General features: G+C 76.1%; 16 protein-coding genes. 7 read left to right on the top strand and 9 right to left on the bottom strand.

The genetic code is table 11. From position 1 onward, the window contains the following. Positions 1-5: 5 nt before the first annotated feature. Positions 6-1,988 (bottom strand): Stk1 family PASTA domain-containing Ser/Thr kinase, encoded by a 1,983-nt coding sequence (gene pknB / locus ACIBTV_RS08210; protein WP_396703316.1) that lies wholly within the window; start codon positions 1,986-1,988, stop codon positions 6-8. 325 nt (positions 1,989-2,313) lie between these two features. On the opposite strand from pknB, the gene ACIBTV_RS08215 reads away from it, so the two are divergent. Beyond that, a complete protein-coding gene (locus ACIBTV_RS08215) occupies positions 2,314-2,703 on the top strand; it encodes an Rv2175c family DNA-binding protein (RefSeq protein WP_396703317.1) in 390 nt (129 codons plus the stop codon). 130 nt (positions 2,704-2,833) lie between these two features. Here the strand turns inward: ACIBTV_RS08215 and ACIBTV_RS08220 are convergent, their stop codons facing one another. Both ACIBTV_RS08220 and ACIBTV_RS08225 read right to left on the bottom strand, forming a co-directional pair. After that, positions 2,834-3,916: a polyprenyl synthetase family protein gene (locus ACIBTV_RS08220; protein WP_396703318.1), complete on the bottom strand. Its 1,083-nt coding sequence runs from the start codon at positions 3,914-3,916 to the stop codon at positions 2,834-2,836. Beyond that, entirely contained in the window at positions 3,913-5,412 is a 1,500-nt protein-coding gene (locus ACIBTV_RS08225; protein WP_396703319.1) for a transcriptional regulator, read from the bottom strand. The genes ACIBTV_RS08220 and ACIBTV_RS08225 overlap by 4 nt, the downstream gene beginning before the upstream one ends. 220 nt (positions 5,413-5,632) lie before the next feature. On the opposite strand from ACIBTV_RS08225, the gene metF reads away from it, so the two are divergent. Together metF and ACIBTV_RS08235 are read left to right on the top strand one after the other, a co-directional pair. Beyond that, positions 5,633-6,550, top strand: coding sequence for a methylenetetrahydrofolate reductase [NAD(P)H] (gene metF, locus ACIBTV_RS08230; protein WP_396703320.1), 918 nt, complete (start codon positions 5,633-5,635; stop codon positions 6,548-6,550). A gap of 44 nt (positions 6,551-6,594) precedes the next feature. Next, entirely contained in the window at positions 6,595-7,284 is a 690-nt protein-coding gene (locus ACIBTV_RS08235; RefSeq protein ID WP_396703321.1) for a CDP-alcohol phosphatidyltransferase family protein, read from the top strand. Positions 7,285-7,304: 20 nt separating this feature from the next. Here the strand turns inward: ACIBTV_RS08235 and ACIBTV_RS08240 are convergent, their stop codons facing one another. The 6 genes from ACIBTV_RS08240 to ACIBTV_RS08265 are packed head-to-tail and all read right to left on the bottom strand — an operon-like array spanning position 7,305 to position 12,548. Continuing rightward, on the bottom strand, positions 7,305-8,786 hold the full coding sequence (locus tag ACIBTV_RS08240) for a phytoene desaturase family protein (RefSeq protein WP_396703322.1): 1,482 nt from the start codon (positions 8,784-8,786) through the stop codon (positions 7,305-7,307). 10 nt (positions 8,787-8,796) lie between these two features. Then, positions 8,797-9,924, bottom strand: a complete 1,128-nt coding sequence (locus ACIBTV_RS08245; protein WP_396703323.1) for a glycosyltransferase — start codon at positions 9,922-9,924, stop codon at positions 8,797-8,799. After that, positions 9,921-10,784 (bottom strand): carotenoid biosynthesis protein, encoded by an 864-nt coding sequence (locus ACIBTV_RS08250; protein ID WP_396703324.1) that lies wholly within the window; start codon positions 10,782-10,784, stop codon positions 9,921-9,923. Before ACIBTV_RS08250 ends, ACIBTV_RS08245 begins: the two co-directional genes overlap by 4 nt. Further along, entirely contained in the window at positions 10,781-11,332 is a 552-nt protein-coding gene (locus tag ACIBTV_RS08255) for a GNAT family N-acetyltransferase (RefSeq protein ID WP_396703325.1), read from the bottom strand. Before ACIBTV_RS08255 ends, ACIBTV_RS08250 begins: the two co-directional genes overlap by 4 nt. Next, positions 11,329-12,063: a monooxygenase gene (locus tag ACIBTV_RS08260; RefSeq protein WP_396703326.1), complete on the bottom strand. Its 735-nt coding sequence runs from the start codon at positions 12,061-12,063 to the stop codon at positions 11,329-11,331. The genes ACIBTV_RS08255 and ACIBTV_RS08260 overlap by 4 nt, the downstream gene beginning before the upstream one ends. Then, positions 12,060-12,548, bottom strand: coding sequence for a YbaK/EbsC family protein (locus ACIBTV_RS08265; RefSeq protein ID WP_396703327.1), 489 nt, complete (start codon positions 12,546-12,548; stop codon positions 12,060-12,062). Before ACIBTV_RS08265 ends, ACIBTV_RS08260 begins: the two co-directional genes overlap by 4 nt. A 475-nt stretch (positions 12,549-13,023) precedes the next feature. Here ACIBTV_RS08265 and ACIBTV_RS08270 point away from each other — a divergent pair, with 475 nt between their 5' ends. From ACIBTV_RS08270 to ACIBTV_RS08285, 4 genes are all read left to right on the top strand, one after another. After that, positions 13,024-13,473 carry an SAV_6107 family HEPN domain-containing protein gene (locus ACIBTV_RS08270; protein WP_396703328.1) on the top strand — a complete coding sequence of 150 codons (450 nt, stop codon included), beginning with the start codon at positions 13,024-13,026 and terminating at the stop codon, positions 13,471-13,473. Between the two features lie 163 nt (positions 13,474-13,636). After that, positions 13,637-14,422, top strand: a complete 786-nt coding sequence (locus ACIBTV_RS08275) for a hypothetical protein (protein WP_396703329.1) — start codon at positions 13,637-13,639, stop codon at positions 14,420-14,422. Then, entirely contained in the window at positions 14,419-16,230 is a 1,812-nt protein-coding gene (locus ACIBTV_RS08280; protein WP_396703330.1) for a DNA polymerase Y family protein, read from the top strand. The genes ACIBTV_RS08275 and ACIBTV_RS08280 overlap by 4 nt, the downstream gene beginning before the upstream one ends. A 57-nt stretch (positions 16,231-16,287) precedes the next feature. Then, positions 16,288-19,683: an error-prone DNA polymerase gene (locus tag ACIBTV_RS08285; RefSeq protein ID WP_396703331.1), complete on the top strand. Its 3,396-nt coding sequence runs from the start codon at positions 16,288-16,290 to the stop codon at positions 19,681-19,683. Positions 19,684-19,704: the final 21 nt, after the last annotated feature.

Genomic DNA, 19,704 nt, shown 5'->3' on the forward strand with positions numbered 1-19,704 from the left:
CCATCTCAGAGGCATCCGATCGTCACAGCGGTGCCCGGCGGCACCTGGGCGTTCTCGCCCGGGTTCTGGAACCGGACGATCGCGTTCGGGTTGAGCTGGATCGCCACCGGGAAGCCCTGGCTCTCCAGCAGCTGCTTGGCCTGCTGGCACGGCAGGTCGACCACCCGGGGGACGACGACCAGCGGCGGGCCCTTGCTGACGTCCAGCTTGACCTGGGCGCCCTTCTCCACGCCCGTGCCGTCGGCCGGGCTCTGCCCGAGGACCTCGTCCCTCGGCTTGTCCGAGTCCTTGTAGGTCTCCACCGGCTTCAGGCCCAGCTTGCCGAGCGCGTCGCGGGCCTCGGCGAGGCTCTTGCCCACCAGGTTGGGCACGCTCACCGGCGCCCGGCCCTTGCTCAGGATCACCGTCACCTTGGCGCCCGGCTTCACCTCGGCACCCACCTTCGGGTTGGTGTCCACCACCATGCCCGCCGGCAGGTTGTCGTCGTAGCGGGCCGCGCCCTTGGCCACCACCAGCTTCAGGTTGACCAGGTCGGACTCGGCCAGCTCGAACTCCTTGCCGATCACGTCCGGCACCGGGAACCGCTCCGGGCCGAGGGAGAGGGTCAGCGTGATCGTGCTGCCCTTGACGATCCGCGTGGCCGAGGCCGGATCCTGGAGCAGGACGCTGTCCTTCGGGGCCTTCTCGTCGTAGCGGGGCTCCGCGTACTTCAGGGTGAGGCCCGCCCGCTCGGCGTGCGCCTCCGCGTCGGTCTTGCTCAGGCTGACCAGCTGCGGGGCGTCGGTGTAGCGGCCCGCCCCGAACCACCAACCGCCCACCGCGGCGACCAGGCCGAGCACGACCACGACCGCGGCCACGGCCAGCCGGCCCCGGCGGTCAGCCATCACCTGGGCGCGCAGCTGCGCCAGGCGCGACCAGATGTCGCCGCCGTCGGGCTCCGCGGCCCGCCGCCGGCCGGACCGCGGGGCGCCGCCCTCGGGCAGCCGGGCCCACGCCGGTCGCTCCGCCGGGCGGACGGCCGCGACCACCATGGTCGGCTGTGCCACCGCCGGCTCGTCGGCGACCGGGCGCAGCAGGGCGGTACGGCTGTTCTGGTTGCCCAGGTCGTCCCGGACCGCCTGCACCTGGCTGAGCAGGGTGCCGGCGTCGGACGGACGGGCGTTCGGGTCGCGCCGGGTCGCCCGGGCGACGAGGTCGTCGAGCGTCGGCGGCAGGCTGGGCACCAGGGTCGACGGGGACGGCACGTCCCGGTCCACGTGCTGCCAGGCGATGTCGACGGGGCGGTCACCGTCGTAGGGCACCCGGCCGGTGAGCATCTCGAACAGCACGATGCCGGCCGAGTAGACGTCGGTGCGGGGATCGGCCCGACCCTCGGTGACCAGCTCCGGCGCCACGTACGCCACGGTGGCCATCAGCTGGTTGCCGTTCTCCTCGGCGCTCGCCTCCACCGCGCGGGCCAGCCCGAAGTCGGCGACCTTCACCACGCTGTCGACCAGGTTGGCCATGCCGCCGGTGGGCGCCTCGGCGACCAGCACGTTCTCCGGCTTGACGTCGCGGTGGACCACGCCCGACCGGTGGGCGGCGGCGATCGCGGCGAGCATCTGCTCGAAGATCGCCAGCGCCTCGTCCGGGTTGAGTCGGCGCCGTTCGGCGAGCACCTCGCGCAAAGTGCGGCCCCGGACGTACTCCATGACCAGGTAGGGCAGGCCGCCGTGGGTGCCCTGGTCGTAGACCGCCACTACGTTGGGGTGGGTCAGCCGGGCGATCGTCTTCGCCTCGTCGGTGAACCGCTCCACGAACCCGGCGACCCGGGCCCGGGCGTCGGGGGCCTGGGTCGGGTGAATGATCTTGACTGCGACGGTGCGCTCGAGGCGCTCGTCCGTCGCGGTGTACACGGTCGCCATGCCGCCACGGGCCACGCGACCGCGAATGCGGTAGCGCCCGTCGATCAGCGAGCCCAGCAACGTGTCGGCGACCTGTGTGTCCATCGGCAGGCAGTCTATGTGTCGGGAGGGTGAAGGTTGAACAGGATGCTACAGCCGGGCGCCGACCCGGCCCGTCCCGCCGCGCTCCGCACCCGGCCGCGACCCCTTCCGAGCTGCGCGTACGCCCCCGGAGGCCGGTCGGCCGCCGGTCTCGACTGGAGCCCCGACGCCGCGACGACGTGAGCGGAAGGTGACCGTACGTGTCGGCCGCGTGAGGTGCTGCCCGGCCGCGCCGGTCGGCCGGCACGGTCGCTCCCTGCCCGGATCACCCGGCTCCGCACCGGGGTGCCGTGGAGCCCCGCCGGTGGCGGCGTGGCAGGGTGATCGGGTGACCGAATCCGTACCCGCCGACCGGGCCGCCACCGGCCCCGACCTCGCCGGACCCGCCGACGCGGCCGGCTGGCTGACCCTTCCGGACGTCGCCGAGCGCCTCGACGTGTCCATCAGCAAGGTGCACCAGATGATCCGCGACCGGGAGCTGCTCGCGGTCCGCCGCGACGGCGTCCGCCGGGTGCCGGCCGATCTGGTGGCCAACCGCACCGTGCTCAAGCACCTGCCCGGCGTGCTCAACCTGCTCGCCGACGCCGGCTATGACGACGAGGCGGCGCTGCGCTGGCTCTACGAGCCGGACGACACCCTGCCCGGCACGCCCGCGGTTGCCCTGGGCGGCGACCAGGCCCGAGAGGTCAAGCGCCGCGCCCAAGCCCTCGGCTTCTGACCCACCCCACCCTGCCCCGCCCCCTCGACCCGGTGATCATGAAGGCGTTGCCTCGAGACGCCGGTGCCGGTGACAACAACTTCATGATCACGCCCGAGGGCGGGGTGGGGTGGGGGCAGGGGGGTGGGTGTCAGTCGGTTCGGCGGGTGGCGGCTATGGCCAGGTCGACCAGGGCCTGCCTCGCCTCGGTGTCGAGATCCACGGTGGCCAGCGCCGCCAGCGCGTCGTCGGTGAGCGTGGTGATCCGCTGTTCGGTGCGGGCCAGCGCGCCGCTCATCGTGATCACCTCGCGCAGCCGCGTGACGCCCTGCTCGTCGAGGCCGGGGTCACCGAGCCCGGCCAGCAGCAGCTCCCGGCCGGCGTCGTCGGCGGTCTCCAGGGCCGCCGCGACCAGGAAGGTCCGCTTGCCCTCGCGCAGGTCGTCGCCGGCCGGCTTGCCGGTCTGCGCCGGGTCGCCGAACACCCCCAGCACGTCGTCGCGGAGCTGGAACGCCTCGCCCAACGGCAGTCCGTACGCCGAGTACGCGGCCCGGATGTCCGCCGACGAGTCGGCCAGCGCCGCGCCGAGCAACATCGGCCGCTCGACCGTGTACTTCGCGGACTTGTAGCGGGCGACCTTGCCGGCCCGCTCGACCGACGTGTCCCGGGTCACCTGGGTGAGCACGTCGAGGTACTGGCCGACGGTGACCTCGGTGCGCATCTCGTCGAAGACGGGGCGGGCCCGGGCCACGACACGCGGGTCCAGCCCGGCGGAGTGCAGCAGCTCGTCGGACCAGACGAGACAAAGATCACCGAGCAGGATCGCGGCAGCGTCACCGAAGTTGTCCGGGTCGCCACCCCAGCCGGACCCGCGGTGCCGGGCGGCGAACCGCCGGTGCACTGCCGGCTCGCCGCGCCGGGTGTCGGAGCGGTCCATCAGGTCGTCGTGGATCAGGGCACTGGCCTGCACGAACTCCAGGGCGGCCAGGGCGGCCAGCACCTGGTCGCTGTCGACCCCGCCGGCACCCCGGTAACCCCAGTAGGCGAAGGCCGGTCGCAGCCGCTTGCCGCCGCCCAGCACGAACGCCTCGATCGCCTCCGCCACCGGGGTCAGCGCGTCGTCCACGCCGGCCATCCAGGTCCGCTGGTTGGCCAGGAACTCGGTCAGGGCCTTGTCGATCCGCTGGCGCAGGCCGGCTCGGTCGACGGGAGAGACGGGAGCAGCGTCGGTCACGCGTGCACGCTAGCCGGTCGGGTCGGGCCTCGGGTACCCGCCGGTATCGGCTGCGGGCTCCGACCCGGTGGGCCTCGCCCGGCGACCGGCGCCGCCGACGGCCGGGGCAGATAGGGGCGCGCGGCCGTGACCAGCGCCGTGTGCCGGCGGACCGCCGGTGTGCGTCGATGCGTGGCGAGTCGGCGGCGGACCTCGGCCAGGTGGGCCACCGCCCGGGGTGATCCGGCGCGTACCGCGTCGAGCAGCGCCCCGTCGGCGACGTCGCAGGCGTGCTCCACCTCGCCGAGTTGGAGATAGGCCCGGGCCAGCCAGCCACCGTAGATCGCGGCCCGGCGCGGACGCCCCGGCCCCCGGGCCGCGTCGAGCAGCCCTTCGGCCCGCCGGGGTCGTCCCAGGGCGACCAGGGCCCGCCCGGTCATCGCCGCCAGCTCGGCCCCGTCGAGCCAGTAGAGCCAGGACGGCTCCCGATCCGGGTCGGGGTCCCCGACGGCCCGCTCGGCGGCGCTCAGGGCCTGCCCGGCGGCGTCCGGTCGGCCACCGAGCGCGGCGGCCAGCGCCACCCGGTGCAGCAGCAGCGCCCGCAGGCCGGGGCTCGCCCACCGCCGGCTGCCCGCATAGGCGGTGCGGGCCAGCAGGAGTGCGCCCCGCGGGTCACCGGCACCGGCGAGCAGGTGACTCGCCGAGCCGAGCACGTGCCCGGCCAGGGCCGGGTCGCCGGTGGCCGCCGCCGCGCGCAGCCCGAGCCGGTAGGCGTCCAGGCCGCCGGGCAGGTCACCCGCGTCCGCGGCCAGCCAGCCGGAGAGCTGGGCCGACTCGGCGAGCAGGGGCAGCAACCGGCGACGGTCGGTCGGCCCGGACCGGGGCAGGGCCCGGGCCAGCCGGCGGAGCCGGTCCGCGCCGAGCGGGGCGAGATCGGCGCCGCCCGCCAGGTCGTCGAGCCGGCGCAGCCCGGCCAGGTCGGCCGCGTCCACCGAAGCGAGTGGGCGGGGCGGGTCGGCACGGACGCCGGCAGCGGGCTCGTCGTCGGTCGGGAAACGCCCGCCGCGGGGCGTGCCGCCGGATGGTGTCGTGTCGAGGGCCGGCGGCGGCGCGGGCGCGGCGCCCGGCGTGGCGACCCGCGCGGGCGGGGCGACCAGCAGCGGCGCGCGCGGATCGGCCAGCCAGCGCTGCGCCAGCGCGAGCAGCGCCGCCCGGGACCGCCCGCCTCCCGTGGGCCGCAGCGAGGGCGGCGCGGGGGACCGGCTCCGCGCCGCGGCACCGGTCAGCAGCTCGACCGGCGTGGCGAGGACGACCGCCAGCCAGCGCAGCCAGAAGTCACCGGGGACGCGCACCTGGCGCTCCCACCGGGAGATCTCGTGCCGGCTGAGGGTCGGCACGCCGGCGGCGGCGCAGAGCTCGGCGGCGATGCGCTGCTGGCTCCAGCCACGGGCCAGCCGGAGCTGGGTGAGCAGCGGCCCGAGCAGCTGCGGCGGGCCGGGTGGTGGGGTCGGCGTCATCGGTCCCTCCCGACGGGTCGGCACGGTGGCGCCGGCCCGTCCGTCGGACGGCCGTGCCACCGCTGGTGGCGACCCCCGCGCGGGCCCCCGGCGAGGACCGGTCGCGGCCGGCCTCACCCGCGCGAAACCTGTCTATCCCGGGGGTACGACGCTTTCCCCCGACCCACCGCCATGTGGAAAGGTCGTGGGGGCGGCGGGTGTCGCCCGCTAGAGTCGGTGCGTGGCGCTCGGTCTCCCCTCGGTCCTCCCCAATCCGCAGCCGGCCATCGGGGAGCTGATCCGTGAGCGGCAGCCGACCTTCTCGTTCGAGTTCTTCCCCCCGAAGACCCCTCAGGGCGAGCGCCTGCTCTGGCAGGCGATCCGCGAGCTGGAGTCGCTGCGGCCGTCCTTCGTCTCGATCACCTACGGCGCCGGCGGCTCGACCCGGGACACCACCGTCGCGGTCACCGAGCGGATCGCCACCGAGACCACCCTGCTGCCGATGGCCCACCTCACCGCGGTCGACCACTCCGTGGCCGAGTTGCGGCACGTGATCGGCCGGTTGGCCGGGGTGGGGGTCCGCAACGTGCTGGCCGTGCGTGGGGACCCGCCGGGCAACCCGGGTGGCGAGTGGATCGCCCACCCGGAGGGCGTGCGCTACGCCGAGGACCTGGTCCGGTTGGTCCGCGACGCGGGTGACTTCAGCGTGGGCGTCGCCGCCTTCCCCTACAAGCACCCGCGCTCGCCCGACGTGGCCAGCGACACCGCGCACTTCGTCCGCAAGTGCCGAGCCGGGGCCGAGTTCGCGATCACCCAGATGTTCTTCGACGCCGACGACTACCTGCGGCTGCGCGACCGGGTGGCGGCGGCCGGCTGCGACACCCCGATCCTCGCCGGGGTGATGCCGGTGACCCAGATGGGCACCATCGAGCGGTCGGTGCAGCTCTCCGGGGCGCCCTTCCCGCCGGCGCTGGCCGAACGGTTCGCGAAGGTCGCCGACGACCCCGACGCCGTCCGCCGGCTCGGCATCGAACAGGCCAGCGAGATGTGCCGACGGCTGCTCGACGAGGGTGTGCCGGGGATCCACTTCATCACGCTTAACCGCTCCACCGCGACCCGCGAGGTCTGGCAGAACCTCAGCGTGGACGTGCGGGCGTGAGCACGACCGACGCGACACCTGATCGCCGCCGCGACGGTTGATCGGTGGTGGGCACACTCCTGAAGTGGGACGAGTACGCCACGGCCTGGGCACGGCTGCACGGAGGCTTCGACCCCCGGTCGGCCGCTCCGGCGGTACGCGGCTGGCTGCGGTTCGCCTACCACGTGGGGTACGTGCTGGGCCGGCTGCGGGTCGGCCCGACCCCCGTGACGGTGATCGGCGTACTGCTGTGCGTGTGCGTGCCGGTGTTCGCCGTGCGGCCGGGCGACGGCCCCTTCCTCGGGGCGCTGTTCGTGCTGCTGGCGGGCGTGGCGGACAGCGTCGACGGCGCGGTGGCGGTGGCCACCGGCCGCACCACCCGACTCGGCTACGTCTACGACTCGGTCGCCGACCGGCTCGGTGAGGTCGCCTGGCTGGTCGCGTTCTGGCTGGTGGGGGCGCCGGGCGCCCTGGTGGTGGCGGCCGGGGCGCTCTCCTGGCTGCACGAGTACGTCCGGGCCCGGGCGGTCTCGGCGGGGATGCGGCAGATCGGCGCGGTGACCGTGGGGGAGCGGCCGACCCGGGTCTCGGTCGCGCTGGGCGGGTTGCTGGTGGCCGGGCTGGCCGGGCTGATCCAGCCCGACCTCGCCGCGGGCACCATCACCATGGCGACCGCGGTGTGGGTGCTGCTCGCCGGCTTCGGCCTGGGGCAGCTCCTGTCCGCCGTCCGCCGAGCCCTCCTCCAAGCCGGCTGACCCGTGCCCCCGTCCCCGGGTCAGGCGGGGCCTATCGCGGTGGCGACGATCTGGGCGGAGAGGGTGACCATGGGCAGGCCGCCGCCCGGGTGGCCGGAGCCGCCGACCAGCCACAACCCGTGCACCGGGCCCCGGTTGGCCGGCCGGAGCAGACCGCCCGCGGTGCCGTAGATCGTCCCGCCCGGGGCGCCGGTCGCGTCGTCCAGGTCGGCCGGGGTGCGGATCTCCCGGAACAGCAGCCGGTCGCGGACGTCGACGCCCCGCGCGGCGAGCACGTCGAGGATCCGGTCGGCGTACGCCTCCGCGAGGCCGGGCCGCCGCCAGTCGACCGCACCGGTGGCGGTGCCCTGGCGGGCGGCGTTGACCAGCACGAACCACGCCTCGTGCCCGGCGGGACGGACCAGCGGGTCGTCGGCGACGGTGACGAAGACCGTCGGGTCCGGAGCCGGGCGGGCCCGTACGCCCCGGCCGGGGTCGCCGAAGACCGCGTCGAACTCGGCGTCGTAGTCGGTCGGGAAGAAGACGTTGTGGTGGGCCAGCCCGGAGGAGCCGGTCACCCCGAGCAGCAGCACGAAGCCGGCCAGGCTGCGGTCGGTGAGCGCGGCCAGCCGGCGCGGGCTGGGCAGCAGGTCACGGTAGAGGGTGAGCGCGTCGCAGTTGGCCACCACCACGTCGGCCGGGACGGGCGCGGTGACGCCGGCGAGGCGTACGCCGTGGACCCGCCCGCCCGCCGCGTCGACGCGGGTGACCGTGGCGCCGGTCTGCACGACCACGCCGAGGTCCAGGCAGCGCGACAGCAGCGCGTCGGCGAGGGTGCCCAGCCCGCCCCGCAGGTACCAGCCGCCGAACGCCAGCTCGGCGTAGGGGACGGCGACCAGCGCGGCCGGCGCGCGGCGCGGGTCGGCGCCGGTGTAGGTGGCGTACCGGTCGAGGAGCATCCGCAGCCGCGGGTCGCCGAGGTGGTGGCGACCCAGGCCGCGCAGCGAGCGGCCGGGGCCGATGGCGGCCAGGTCGCCCAGCCGCCAGGCCAGCGCGGCGAGGTCCCGGGGCGAGTCGACGGGGCGGCGCAGCACGTCCCGGGACGAGGCGGCCCACACCCGGGCGGCGCGGCGCCACAGCCGCTGCCAGTCGGCGGCAGCCCGGTCGCCGAGGGTGGCGGCGACGCGCGCGGTGAACTCGGTCGGGTCGGCGCAGGAGTCCAGGGTCGACCCGTCGGTGAAGACGTGCCGGACGATCGGGTCGAGCGGGGTCAGGTCCAGGTATTCGTCGAGCTTCGCCCCGGTCGCCTCGAACAGGTCGGTGAAGACGTCGGGGAGGGTGAGCAGGCTCGGCCCGGTGTCGAAGTGGAAGGTGCCGGCCGGGGTGTCCCGCAGGTGCCGGCCCAGCTTGCCGCCGACCGTCTCGGCCCGTTCGAAGACGGTCACCTCGTGCCCGGTGGCGGCCAGTCGGGCGGCGGTGGCCAGGCCGCCCACTCCGGCGCCGACGACCACGATCCGTGCCATCCCGCGCCTCCTAGCTGACCGGGCGGCCCCGCCAGGACAGGCGCCGCCGCTTGCGCAGATGGTACGACCGTAGGGTCAGCCAACCGAGGACCACGACCGACACGGGGTGTGTCAGCGCGTCGGGCCACCACCGGCCGCCGGTGGCGCGGGCGGTGACCACCCGCCCCGCCACCCCGAGCAGGTAGGTGCCCGCGGCCACCAGCGCCGCCCCCGGCGCCCCGGCCGCGAGCGCGCCCACCGCCAGCAGCGGCGGCGCGGTGTAGAGCAGGAGCAGCAGGCCCACCACGGCCGCCGCCGCGCTCGGATGCCCGAACGTGGCCCAGAGCGACTTCGTGTAGCCGTCGCGCAGCTGCGGCCAGTTCTCGTACATGCGGCAGGCGGCCAGCCGGGAACCGTCGGCCAGAGCGATCCGCCCGCCCGCGCGCTTGACCGCCCGGGCCAGCTCGATGTCCTCCAGCACCCGGTCGGCGACCGCCGCGTGCCCACCCGCCCGCAGGTAGCCGGCCCGGTCCAGCGCCAGGAACTGCCCACCGGCCGCGGCCAGCGACGGGCGGCGCGAACGCTCCAGCGCCGCCAGCGGCAGGAAGGTCAGCCACAGCCACTGCAGCAGCGGCTGGACCAGCCGGTCGGCCGCCGTCGCCGTCACGATCCGGGGGTACGGCGACAGCAGCGTCACGCCCGCCGCGCGCAGTTCGGTCACCGCCGCCGCGACGGCGTCCGGTTCGAGCACCACGTCGGCGTCGACGAAGACCAGCGCGGTCGCCGCCGGGTCCGTCCGGGTGGCGAGCTGCCAGCAGGCGTACGGCTTGCCCAGCCAGCCCGCCGGTGGGGTGGCCCCGGTGAGCAGCGTGACCCGCGGGTCGTCGCCGACGACGGCGCGTACGACGTCCGCGGTGCCGTCGGTGGAGCCGTCGTCGAGCACCACGATCCGCAGGCCGGGCACGCCCCGCTGGTCGAGCAGCGCGCGCAGGCAGGGGGCCACCCGTTCCGCCTCGTCGCGCAGCGGCAGCAGCACCGCGACCGGCTCGGTCACCTCGGCCGGCGGCCGGTGCGGCCGGCGCAGCCAGCGGGTGGCGTTGAGCAGGGTGTGCCCGGTCAGCACGGCGACGCCGAGCAGCAGCGCGAGCAGCGCGGTCATGCGGGCGCGTCGACGCCGGGGCGTCGGGCCGTCCGTGGTGGCCGCTGCTCGTCGCGGTGCCGGCGGGCGCGCAGCAGCGCCACCGCCAGCGGTACGGCCGTCGCGCCCATGCCGACCGCGCCCCAGAGCGCCGAGGCGGGCAGGTCGAGGAAGACCGCGTGGGCCAGCACGCTGGAGGCGTACGTCCAGAGGTAGAGCGCGACCATCGACGTGTCCCGCCCGTCGGTGACCGCGACGGCCGGCCCGGCGAGGGGTCGCAGCGCGCTCGCCAGCAGCAGCGCGAAGAGCAGCCAGCCCAGGTAGTTGCTGACCGGGACGCCGGGCAGCCCGGGCAGGGCGGGGGTGGCGTCGAGCCACCGCCAGTAGCCCTCGGCCACCATCTGCGGGTCGAGGAAGAGGTCCCAGCCGGCCAGCCCCACCGCGGCCAGCGTGATCCGCCCGACCCGGAGCCGGCCGCCGGCCGGGGCGGGCCGGCCGGCGGCCGACGTGGTGGCCGGCGTGGTCAGCCGTACCGCCGCCAGCCAGGCCGGCCAGGCCATCCAGGTCCAGGCCAGCGGGATGATCAGCGGTACGCCGGCCAGCTTCGGGCCCAGCTCGCCGGAGTAGTCGTAGCTGCCGAACGGCACCCCGGTGGCCACCCCGACCGCCTCCACGGCGAACCCGCCGCCGGTGGCCACCGCGACCAACGCCGCCGCGACCCGTGGGCCTCGGCTGAGCAGGGCGTGGCAGACCGAGAGCAGGTAGCCGAGGACGACGGTGGCCACGGTCAGCCGGGCCCGGGTCGTCCCCCCGGTCAGCGGGTAGCAGATCTGGGCCGCCACCAGGACGGCCAGCAGCGCCCAGGGCAGCCGTCGGGTCATGCGGCGGGGTGGTCGAGCGGCAGGTCCCGGCCGAGGACCCCGAACGCCCGCTCGTCCCCGGGGAAGTGGAAGTCGCGCAGCACGTCGGTGAAGCCGAAGCGCCGGTAGAGCCGCCAGGCCCGGGACGTCTGCTCGTCGGCCTCCGGCGTGGAGAGCAGGGTGGTGGTCCCCTCGGCCAGGGTGAGCAGCGCGCGCAGCTGGCCGGCGCCCAGGCCGTGGCCCTGCGCGGCCGGCCGGACGTGCAGCTCGACCACCTCGAAGCAGTGGGCCAGCCAGCGCTGCCGGGCCGCCGGGTCCAGCGCCCGCAGCACCTGGTCGTGCCACCACTGCCCGGCCGCGCCGAGGTAGCCGTAACCGAACCCGGCGAGGTGGCCCTCACTGGTCAGGCTGGCGACCGCGCGGAACCCGGGCCGGCGGACGTGGGTGGCCATGTAGCCGCGCCGGGCCTCCAGCAGGTCCGTCCGGTAACCCATCGCCTCGCCGTAGACGGCCACCACGTCGTCCAGCCGTCGGACGAGATCGTCCGGGGTCCACCGCACCAACCTCATGCCCATCCACCTCTGTCGTCCACGTTGTCGTGGTTGTCGTGCCAGCCCAGCACCGTGCGGTCACCGACCACGTCGCGCACCTGGAACCGCGCGAAGAGCTCCTCGGCGTACCAGCCCTCGGTGGGGGTGCGGGTGATCGCCGCGCGGTGCTCCGGGTGACGGTACGCGAACGCCACGAGGTCCGCCGGGTCCCGCCACACGCTGACCGTGCCCTGCCAGCCCAGCGGCGCCTCACCGACGCCGAACCGGGCGAGCAGACCGGGCGCGTCGCGCAGGGCGGCGGCCACCGGCGGGACCGCCCGCCAGAAGGTGGCCGCACGACGGGCCCGCAGCCGGGCCCGGGTCAACGCGAGCACCGGGCCGGTGACCGGTCCGCCGGACGGCTCGCCGAACGGGCGGCGACCGGACCACGCACCCCGACTGGTCAGCGGGCGCAGGTCGACCCGGACGGCGGACCGGGCGATCCGCGCCCAGGCCCGGCCCACCGGCGAGCTGTCGAAGCCGTCCGCCGCGGCGGGGGAGTCCCAGACGGTCAGCGCCGCCCACCGGGTCGGGTCGGCGTCGCCCGGCCCGAAGCCGGTGCCGGTCCCGGTGCCGAGCAGCTTGCCGAACCGGACGCCCGGGGTGGCCCGCAGCCGGCGCGGGTCGAGCGCCATCCGGGTCAGCGCCCGGGGCAGCGCGGCCGGCCCGGTCCGCCACACGTGCAGGGTGACCAGCTCGGGGACGGTCACGCCACCTCGGCCGGGGTGCCGGCGGTGATCCGGAGCAGCTCGTTGTAGGTGGTCGGGAAGACCGCGCGGGGCACCCCGCCGGCGGCCCAGACCTCGTGGTGCTCGGCCAGCGCGAGGTCCACCAGGGTGCGCAGCGGTCGCGGGTGCCCGAGCGGGGCGACGCCGCCGATCGGCTGCCCGGTGTGCTCCCGGACGAACTCGGGGGTGGCCCGGCGCAGCGTGGTGACCCCGATGGACGCGGCCAGCTCGGCGACGTCCACCCGGTGCGCGCCGGAGGTGAGCACGAGCAGCGGGGCGCCGTCGGCCTCGAAGATGAGCGAGTTGGCGATCTGGCCGACTCGCACGCCGAGCGCCTCGGCCGCCGCCGCGGCGGTGTGGACGGCGTCGGGCAGCAGGCGGACGGCGCTGGGCGCGCCGGACCCGTCCCGCGCGTCCGCGCCGGCCAGCGCGTCCTGGACCGCTCGTACGTTCGGGTGTGGCTGCATCCCGTCATTCTTCCCGGTCCGCCCCGCTCGGTCCGCCCCGGCCACGCCGTGTCCCGGCCGCTCTCCCGTGGTCCCGGCGGGAGCGGCGCGTCACACGTTGCATTTTCGTCGTAGGGGAGGTGTACTGTCAGCAGCAGTTAGAACGAGTGTTCGATTGCCTCGAACGTTCGTTCCAACCAGGCCCAGAGGGCGGCGTTTCGCGGCGCGGCTCCGGGCGGTGCGGCACCGCGGGCCGCACCTGGGTTCCGGGCAGTCGCGAGCCCGGTCCCGTCAGGCAGGAGCGTCGTCCGCCGCCCACGACCCCCGGGCGGCGGACGACGAACCCGCCGGTACGCCGGCCGGGTGTGGTGTGGGGAAGCGTCCACACCCGGCCGGCCACCACACGGTGCGTCTTCCTCCGCACCACCCGACCCGGCTTCCGTCGGCGGCTCCACGCCGCCGGTCGGTCGCCTCGGCCAGTGGAGGAGACAGTCCCATGCCGACCAATCCGGCTCAGCCACCGACGGTGCCCGCGCACGTGCTGCCGCACCGCACCCCCGCACAGTTGCTCGCGGTGGCCCGGCAGGGGCTGACCGAGGCCGGCCAGACCCGTCCCGACGGTCTCCGCTACGCGGCCGCCCACCTGGCCGCCCTGCGCGCGGCCGCGGCCCTGCTCGCCGCGCGGGCCCGCCCCGCGCCCGCCCGCCGCAACCGGGTCACCAGCGTCTGGGTCCTGCTCTCCACCGTCGCCCCCGAGCTCGACGAGTGGGCGCGCTTCTTCGCCGCCGGCGCCGGCAAACGGGCCGCCGCCGAAGCCGGCATTCCCCGGGTGGTCAGCGCCCGGGAGGCCGACGACCTGCTCCGCGCGGCCGAGCAGTTCGTCTCGGTGGTGGAGACCGCGCTCGGTGTGGTCCACCAACCGGCGCTGGACGGTCTCGCCGCCTGACGCCACGTCCGACCGGCCGGAGCCGGAACGGCGGCGGCGGTCATGCGGGTGACGTGGGCCGTGGCAGTCCACCCACGGCCGTCCTGATGACCGTGCCCGCCGGCACCCGCGCCGGCCGGCGGCGACACCTGATCCAACAGCAACACGACGGGGGGTTGGTCCGATGGCGGGCCGGATGGTGGTCGGTTCCGCCGCGCTGGCGGGTCTGGTCCGTCCGGCGAGCGCGCCGGATCCGGCGGGTGGCCACCGGATGCTGCCGGTGGCTCCCGAGCTGACCGGGCTGCTGCCCAACCGGGGCCTGCGGCGCGGCAGCACGATCGCGGTCGCCACCGGGCAGCCGCGGCGCAGCGGTGGCACCTCGCTGGTGCTGGCGTTGCTCGCCGAGGCGTCCCGGGCCGGCTCGTGGTGCGCCGTGGTGGGGGTGCCGACGTTCGGCGCGGGCGCGGCCGCCGAGATCGGGATCGCGCTGGACCGGCTCGCCCTGGTGCCCAACCCCGGCCCCGACTGGGCCACCGTCGTCGCCGCGCTGATCGACGGGGTGGACGTCGTGGTGACCGCCGTGCCGGCCGCGGTCTCGGCCTCGGTCGCCAACCGGCTCGCCGCCCGGGCCCGGCAGCGGGGCAGCGTGCTCGTCCCGTACGGCCGGTGGGACGGCGCGGACGTGACGTTGCAGGTGGTCCGTGGGGTCTGGGAGGGGCTCGGGTCGGGTCGGGGCCGGCTGCGGCGCCGGGAGGTCACCGTCTCGGCGCGCGGACGGGGGGCGGCCGCCCGGCCCAAGGAGATCAAGGTCTGGCTGCCCGGCGACGAGCTGACCCGGGTCATCCCCCGCGCCGTGGCGCCCACCGCCGGGCGTCCGTCCACCGCCCGACCGCACCCGGTCGCCTCGGCCGACCGCGCCGTCGCCGGCGCGTCGCGCCGTGGCGCGCTCACGGTGGTCGGCACGGCATGAGCGACGCACCCGTACGCACCCTGCTGCTCTGGTGCCCCGACTGGCCCGTGCTCGCCGCCGAGATCGTCGACGGGGTGCCCGCCACCGGCCCGGTCGCCGTCCTGCACGCCAACCGGGTGGTGGCCTGCTCCGAGCGGGCCCGGGCCGAGGGGGTGCGGCGTGGCCTGCGCAAACGGGAGGCGCAGGGCCGCTGCCCCCAGTTGACCGTGGTCGACTACGACCCGGGGCGGGACGCCCGGGCGTTCGAGCCGGTGGTCGCGGCCGTGGAGGAGCTGGTCGCCGGCGTCGAGGTGGTACGCCCTGGCGCGTGCGCGCTCACCGCCCGGGGGCCGAGCCGCTACTTCGGCGGTGAGGAGGCGGCCGCCGAACGGATCATCGAACATGTCGCCCAGACCTGTGTGGTGGAGAGCCAGGTCGGGATCGCCGCCGGGGTGTTCGCCGCCGGGCTGGCCGCCCGCACCGGTCGGATCGTCCCGCCCGGGCAGACCCCGGAGTTCCTCGCCGGGCTGCCGGTGGAGGCGTTGGGCCGCCCGGCCCTGGCCGACCTGCTGCGCCGTCTCGGGGTGCGTACGCTCGGCGACTTCGCCGCGCTGCCCGCCGGTGACGTGCTGGCCCGGTTCGGGTTCGACGGCGCGCTGGCCCACCGGCTGGCCGCCGGGCGGGACCACCGTCCGCTCGCCGTCCGCCAGCCCCCGGCCGACCTGACCGTGACCGCCGAGCACGATGAGCCGATCGACCGGGTCGACGCGGCGGCGTTCGCGGCCCGGGCGCTGGCCGAACAGCTGCACGACCGGCTCGCCGGCCACGGCCTGGCCTGCACCCGGCTCGGCATCGAGGCGGTCACCGCGCACGGCCAGGAGCTGCACCGGGTCTGGCGGCACGACGGCCTGCTCACCGCGGCGGCCATCGCCGACCGGGTCCGCTGGCAGCTCGACGGCTGGCTCACCGGCAGCAGCCGGCGCGGCGGGGGCGGCCCGGCCCGCCCGACGTCCGGCATCATCCGGCTGCGGCTGGTCCCCGACGGGGTGATCGCCCAGGCCGGTCTGCAGGCCGGCCTGTGGGGGGAGACCGGCGAGGAGCGGGAGCGGGCACACCGGGCGTTGAGCCGGGTGCAGGGCATCCTCGGCCCGGAGGCGGTGCTCACCGCGGTGCTCGGCGGCGGCCGGTCCCCGGCCGACCAGGTGCGCCTGGTGCCCTGGGGCGACGAGCGGCTGCCCGCCCGTCCCGGTCCGCCACCGCTGCCGGTCGAACGGGACACGGCCGGCACCGAGGCCGGCACCACGGCCGGCACCACGGCCGGCCGGGCCACTGGTGGCGGTGCCGGTGTTCGTGCCGGTCAGGCGGCTGGTGGTCGGGCTGGCGGTGGTGCCGCGGCGGGTGGCGGCGAGGTCGCGGCCGGCCGGGCCGCCGGTCGCCGGCGGGGCGGTGGGGGTGCCTCGTCCCGGGCCGGGGCCGCCGACGCCGGTCGCGGTGGGGCGGTCCCGCCCTGGCCCGGTCGGCTCCCGCCGCCCGCGCCGGCCGTCGTGCTGCCCAGCCCGCTGGCCGCCACCGTGCACGACGCCGCCGGCGAGCCGGTCGTGGTCAGCGCACGCCTGACGGTGAGCGCGGCGCCGGCCCGACTCACCGTGGGCACGGCCCCGCCGACCGAGATCGTCGGCTGGACCGGGCCGTGGCCGGTCGACGAGCGCTGGTGGGCGCCGGCCGAGGCCCGCCGCCGGGCCCGGTTCCAGGTCAGCCTGGCCGACGGCGCCGCCCTGCTGCTCGCCGTCGAGGCCGGGCAGTGGCTGGTGGAGGCGATCTATGACTGACCCGATCACGTCGGCCCGGCGCGCTCGCGACGGTCGGTGTACGGCGGGGGCGGCGGAATGAGCTTCCACAACCCGAAGATGCCCTGGACGGAGCTGGAGCGGGTGCTCTCCGGCCGTCCCGGCGACGGTCGGTCCGGCGATGGCTGGTCCGGTCCGGGCCGGTCGCGTGCGGAGCGGCACCTGCACGTGGTGGACCCGCTCGCCGAGGACGCCGACGGCGGGGACGGCCCCGCCTGGAGCCGCCGGCGCGAGCAGTACCAGGCGCCGGCGGTGGTCCGCCCCGAGAGCGCCGTCCCGTACGCGGAGCTGCACGCGCACACCAACTTCAGCTTCCTCGACGGGGCGAGCCACCCGGAGGAGCTGGCCGAGGAGGCGGCCCGGCTGGGGCTCACCGCGCTCGCCGTCACCGACCACGACGGCTTCTACGGTGTGGTGCGCTTCGCCGAGGCGGCCCGCGCGTTGCGGCTGCCGACGATCTTCGGTGCCGAGCTCTCCCTCGGGCTGCCCGGCCCGCAGAACGGCGAACCGGATCCGCTCGGCGCGCACCTGCTGGTGCTCGCGCACGGCCACGAGGGGTACGCCCGGCTGGCCAGCACCATCTCCCGGGCCCAGCTGCGCGGCGGCGAGAAGGGCCGACCGGTCTACGGGGACCTGGAGGAGGTCGCCGCCGAGCTGCGCGACCACGTCCTGGTGCTCACCGGCTGCCGCAAGGGGCACGTGCCGGGAGCGCTGCTCACCGAGGGCGTCGACGCGGCGGCCCGGGAGCTGGACCGGCTGACCGCGCTCTTCGGCGCGGAGACGGTGGCGGTGGAGCTCACCGACCACGGCCACCCGATCGACGCGGACCGCAACGACGCGCTCGCCGAACTGGCCGCCGCCGCCGGCCTGCCCACGGTGGCCACCAACAACGTGCACTACGCGAGCCCGGGGCGGCGCCGGCTGGCCACCACGGTCGCCGCCGTCCGGGCCCGTCGCAGCCTGGACGAGATCGACGGCTGGCTGCCCGCCGCCGCCACCGCCCACCTGCGCAGCGGTGCGGAGATGGCGGCCCGGTTCGCCGCGTACCCGGGTGCGGTGGCCCGGGCCGCCGAGTTCGGCGCCGAGCTGGCCTTCGACCTGCAACTGGTCGCGCCGGAGCTGCCGGCGTACCCGGTGCCGCCGGGGCACACCGAGATGAGCTGGCTGCGCCACCTGACCGCGCAGGGCGCCCGGGAGCGCTACGGCCCGCGGGAGGCGCACCCGGCGGCGTACGCGCAGCTCGACCACGAGCTGGACATGATCGAGGAGCTGGGGTTCCCCGGCTACTTCCTGGTGGTCTACGACATCGTGGCGTTCTGCCGGGAGCAGGACATCTACTGCCAGGGGCGGGGTTCGGCGGCGAACTCGGCGGTCTGCTACGCCCTGCGGATCACCAACGTCGACGCGGTCCGGCACCGGCTGCTCTTCGAGCGGTTCCTCGCCCCCGAGCGGGACGGGCCGCCGGACATCGACGTCGACATCGAGTCCGACCGCCGGGAGGAGGTGATCCAGCACGTCTACGCCCGCTACGGCCGGGAGCACACCGCCCAGGTCGCCAACGTCATCTCCTACCGGCCCCGGTCGGCGGTGCGGGACGTGGCCAAGGCGTTCGGCTACTCGCCGGGCCAGCAGGACGCGTGGAGCAAGCAGATCGACCGGTGGGGTTCGGTCACCACGGTCGACGTGGCGGACATCCCCGAGCAGGTCGTCGAGTACGCCAACGAGCTGCAGACCTTCCCCCGGCACCTGGGCATCCACTCCGGCGGGATGGTGATCTGCGACCGGCCGGTGATCGAGGTCTGCCCGGTGGAGTGGGGGCGGATGCCCGGCCGCAGCGTGCTCCAGTGGGACAAGGACGACTGCGCCGCCGTCGGCCTGGTCAAGTTCGACCTGCTCGGCCTCGGCATGCTCTCCGCGCTGCACTACGGGTACGACATGATCGGGATGAGCCTGGACCTCGGCGACATGACGCTGGACGACCCGGAGGTCTACGACATGCTCTGCCGGGCCGACTCGGTCGGGGTGTTCCAGGTGGAGAGCCGCGCCCAGATGGCCACCCTGCCCCGGCTCAAGCCCCGCGAGTTCTACGACCTGGTGGTCGAGGTGGCGCTGATCCGCCCCGGCCCGATCCAGGGCGGCTCGGTGCACCCGTACATCCGGCGCAAGAACGGCCAGGAACCGGTGACCTTCGCGCACCCGCTGATGCGCAACGCGCTGGAGAAGACCCTCGGCGTGCCGTTGTTCCAGGAGCAGCTGATGCAGCTCGCCATCGACCTGGCCGGCTTCGACGCGGCCGGGGCCGACCAGCTGCGCCGGGCGATGGGGGCCAAACGTTCGGTGGAGCGGATGGCGCAGATCGCCGACCGGCTCTACGCCGGAATGGCCGAGCGGGGCATTACCGGCGAACTGGCCGACGACGTCTACCGCAAGCTCACCGCGTTCGCCAGCTACGGCTTCCCGGAGAGCCACGCGATGAGCTTCGCCTACCTGGTCTACGCCAGTTCGTGGCTCAAGCGCTACCACCCGGCGCCGTTCCTGGCCGCGCTGCTCAACGCCCAACCGATGGGGTTCTACTCGCCGCAGACCCTGGTCGACGACGCCCGCCGGCACGGGGTGGAGGTGCGCCGGCCGGACATCAACGCCAGCGGGGCGTCGGCGGTGCTGGAGTCCACCCCGGACACCCGGTGGGGCAGCGCGCCGGGCGAGCCGCCGCACGCCTGGGGGCTGGGCGGTCCGGCGGTCCGGCTCGGGCTGTCCAGCGTGCGTACCCTCGGCGACGACGTGGCCGAGCGGATCGAGGCGGAGCGGAGCGCGCACGGGCCGTACCGTGACATGCCGGACCTGGCCCGGCGGGTCGGTCTCACCGCCGCGCAGCTGGAGGCGCTGGCCACCGCGGACGCGTTCGCCTGCTTCGGGCTGACCCGGCGGCAGGCGCTCTGGGCTGCCGGCGCGGCGGCCCAGGACCGGCCGGGCCGGCTGCCGGGCACGGTGACCGGGGCGACCCCGCCGACCCTGCCCGGCATGGAGGCGGTGGACCGGCTGGTCGCCGACGTGTGGGCGACCGGGCTGTCGCCGGAGACCCATCCGGCCGGGTTCATCCGCCCCCAACTGGACCTGGTGGGGGCGCTGCCGATCGCCCGGCTGGGTCGGGTCGAGGCCGGCCAGCGGATCCGGGTCGGCGGCATCGTGACCCACCGGCAGCGACCGGCGACCGCCGGCGGGGTCACCTTCCTCAACCTCGAGGACGAGACCGGCATGCTCAATGTGACCTGCTCACCGGGGCTGTGGCAGCGCTACCGGCGGGTGGCCCGGACCAGCACCGGGCTGGTGGTCCGGGGCCGGTTGGAGCGGAACGAAGGGGTGGTCAACCTCGTCGCCGACCGGCTGGACCCGATCACGCCGCCGGTCAGTCCGGCGTCCCGGGACTTCCGGTGACCGGAGTCGATCTCCGCCAGG

It is taken from the genome of Micromonospora sp. NPDC049366 (genome assembly GCF_044466625.1).
In the GTDB taxonomy this organism is placed as follows: Bacteria; Actinomycetota; Actinomycetes; order Mycobacteriales; family Micromonosporaceae; genus Micromonospora.

Coding starts and splice junctions, on each gene's coding strand:
- ACIBTV_RS08250 (WP_396703324.1), bottom strand. CDS start 10,784: ATGACCCGACGGCTGCCCTGGGCGCTGCTGGCCGTCCTGGTGGCGGCC.
- ACIBTV_RS08255 (WP_396703325.1), bottom strand. CDS start 11,332: ATGAGGTTGGTGCGGTGGACCCCGGACGATCTCGTCCGACGGCTGGAC.
- ACIBTV_RS08245 (WP_396703323.1), bottom strand. CDS start 9,924: ATGACCGCGCTGCTCGCGCTGCTGCTCGGCGTCGCCGTGCTGACCGGG.
- ACIBTV_RS08240 (WP_396703322.1), bottom strand. CDS start 8,786: ATGGCACGGATCGTGGTCGTCGGCGCCGGAGTGGGCGGCCTGGCCACC.
- ACIBTV_RS08265 (WP_396703327.1), bottom strand. CDS start 12,548: ATGCAGCCACACCCGAACGTACGAGCGGTCCAGGACGCGCTGGCCGGC.
- ACIBTV_RS08285 (WP_396703331.1), top strand. CDS start 16,288: ATGAGCTTCCACAACCCGAAGATGCCCTGGACGGAGCTGGAGCGGGTG.
- ACIBTV_RS08280 (WP_396703330.1), top strand. CDS start 14,419: ATGAGCGACGCACCCGTACGCACCCTGCTGCTCTGGTGCCCCGACTGG.
- ACIBTV_RS08275 (WP_396703329.1), top strand. CDS start 13,637: ATGGCGGGCCGGATGGTGGTCGGTTCCGCCGCGCTGGCGGGTCTGGTC.
- ACIBTV_RS08225 (WP_396703319.1), bottom strand. CDS start 5,412: ATGACGCCGACCCCACCACCCGGCCCGCCGCAGCTGCTCGGGCCGCTG.
- ACIBTV_RS08270 (WP_396703328.1), top strand. CDS start 13,024: ATGCCGACCAATCCGGCTCAGCCACCGACGGTGCCCGCGCACGTGCTG.
- pknB (WP_396703316.1), bottom strand. CDS start 1,988: ATGGACACACAGGTCGCCGACACGTTGCTGGGCTCGCTGATCGACGGG.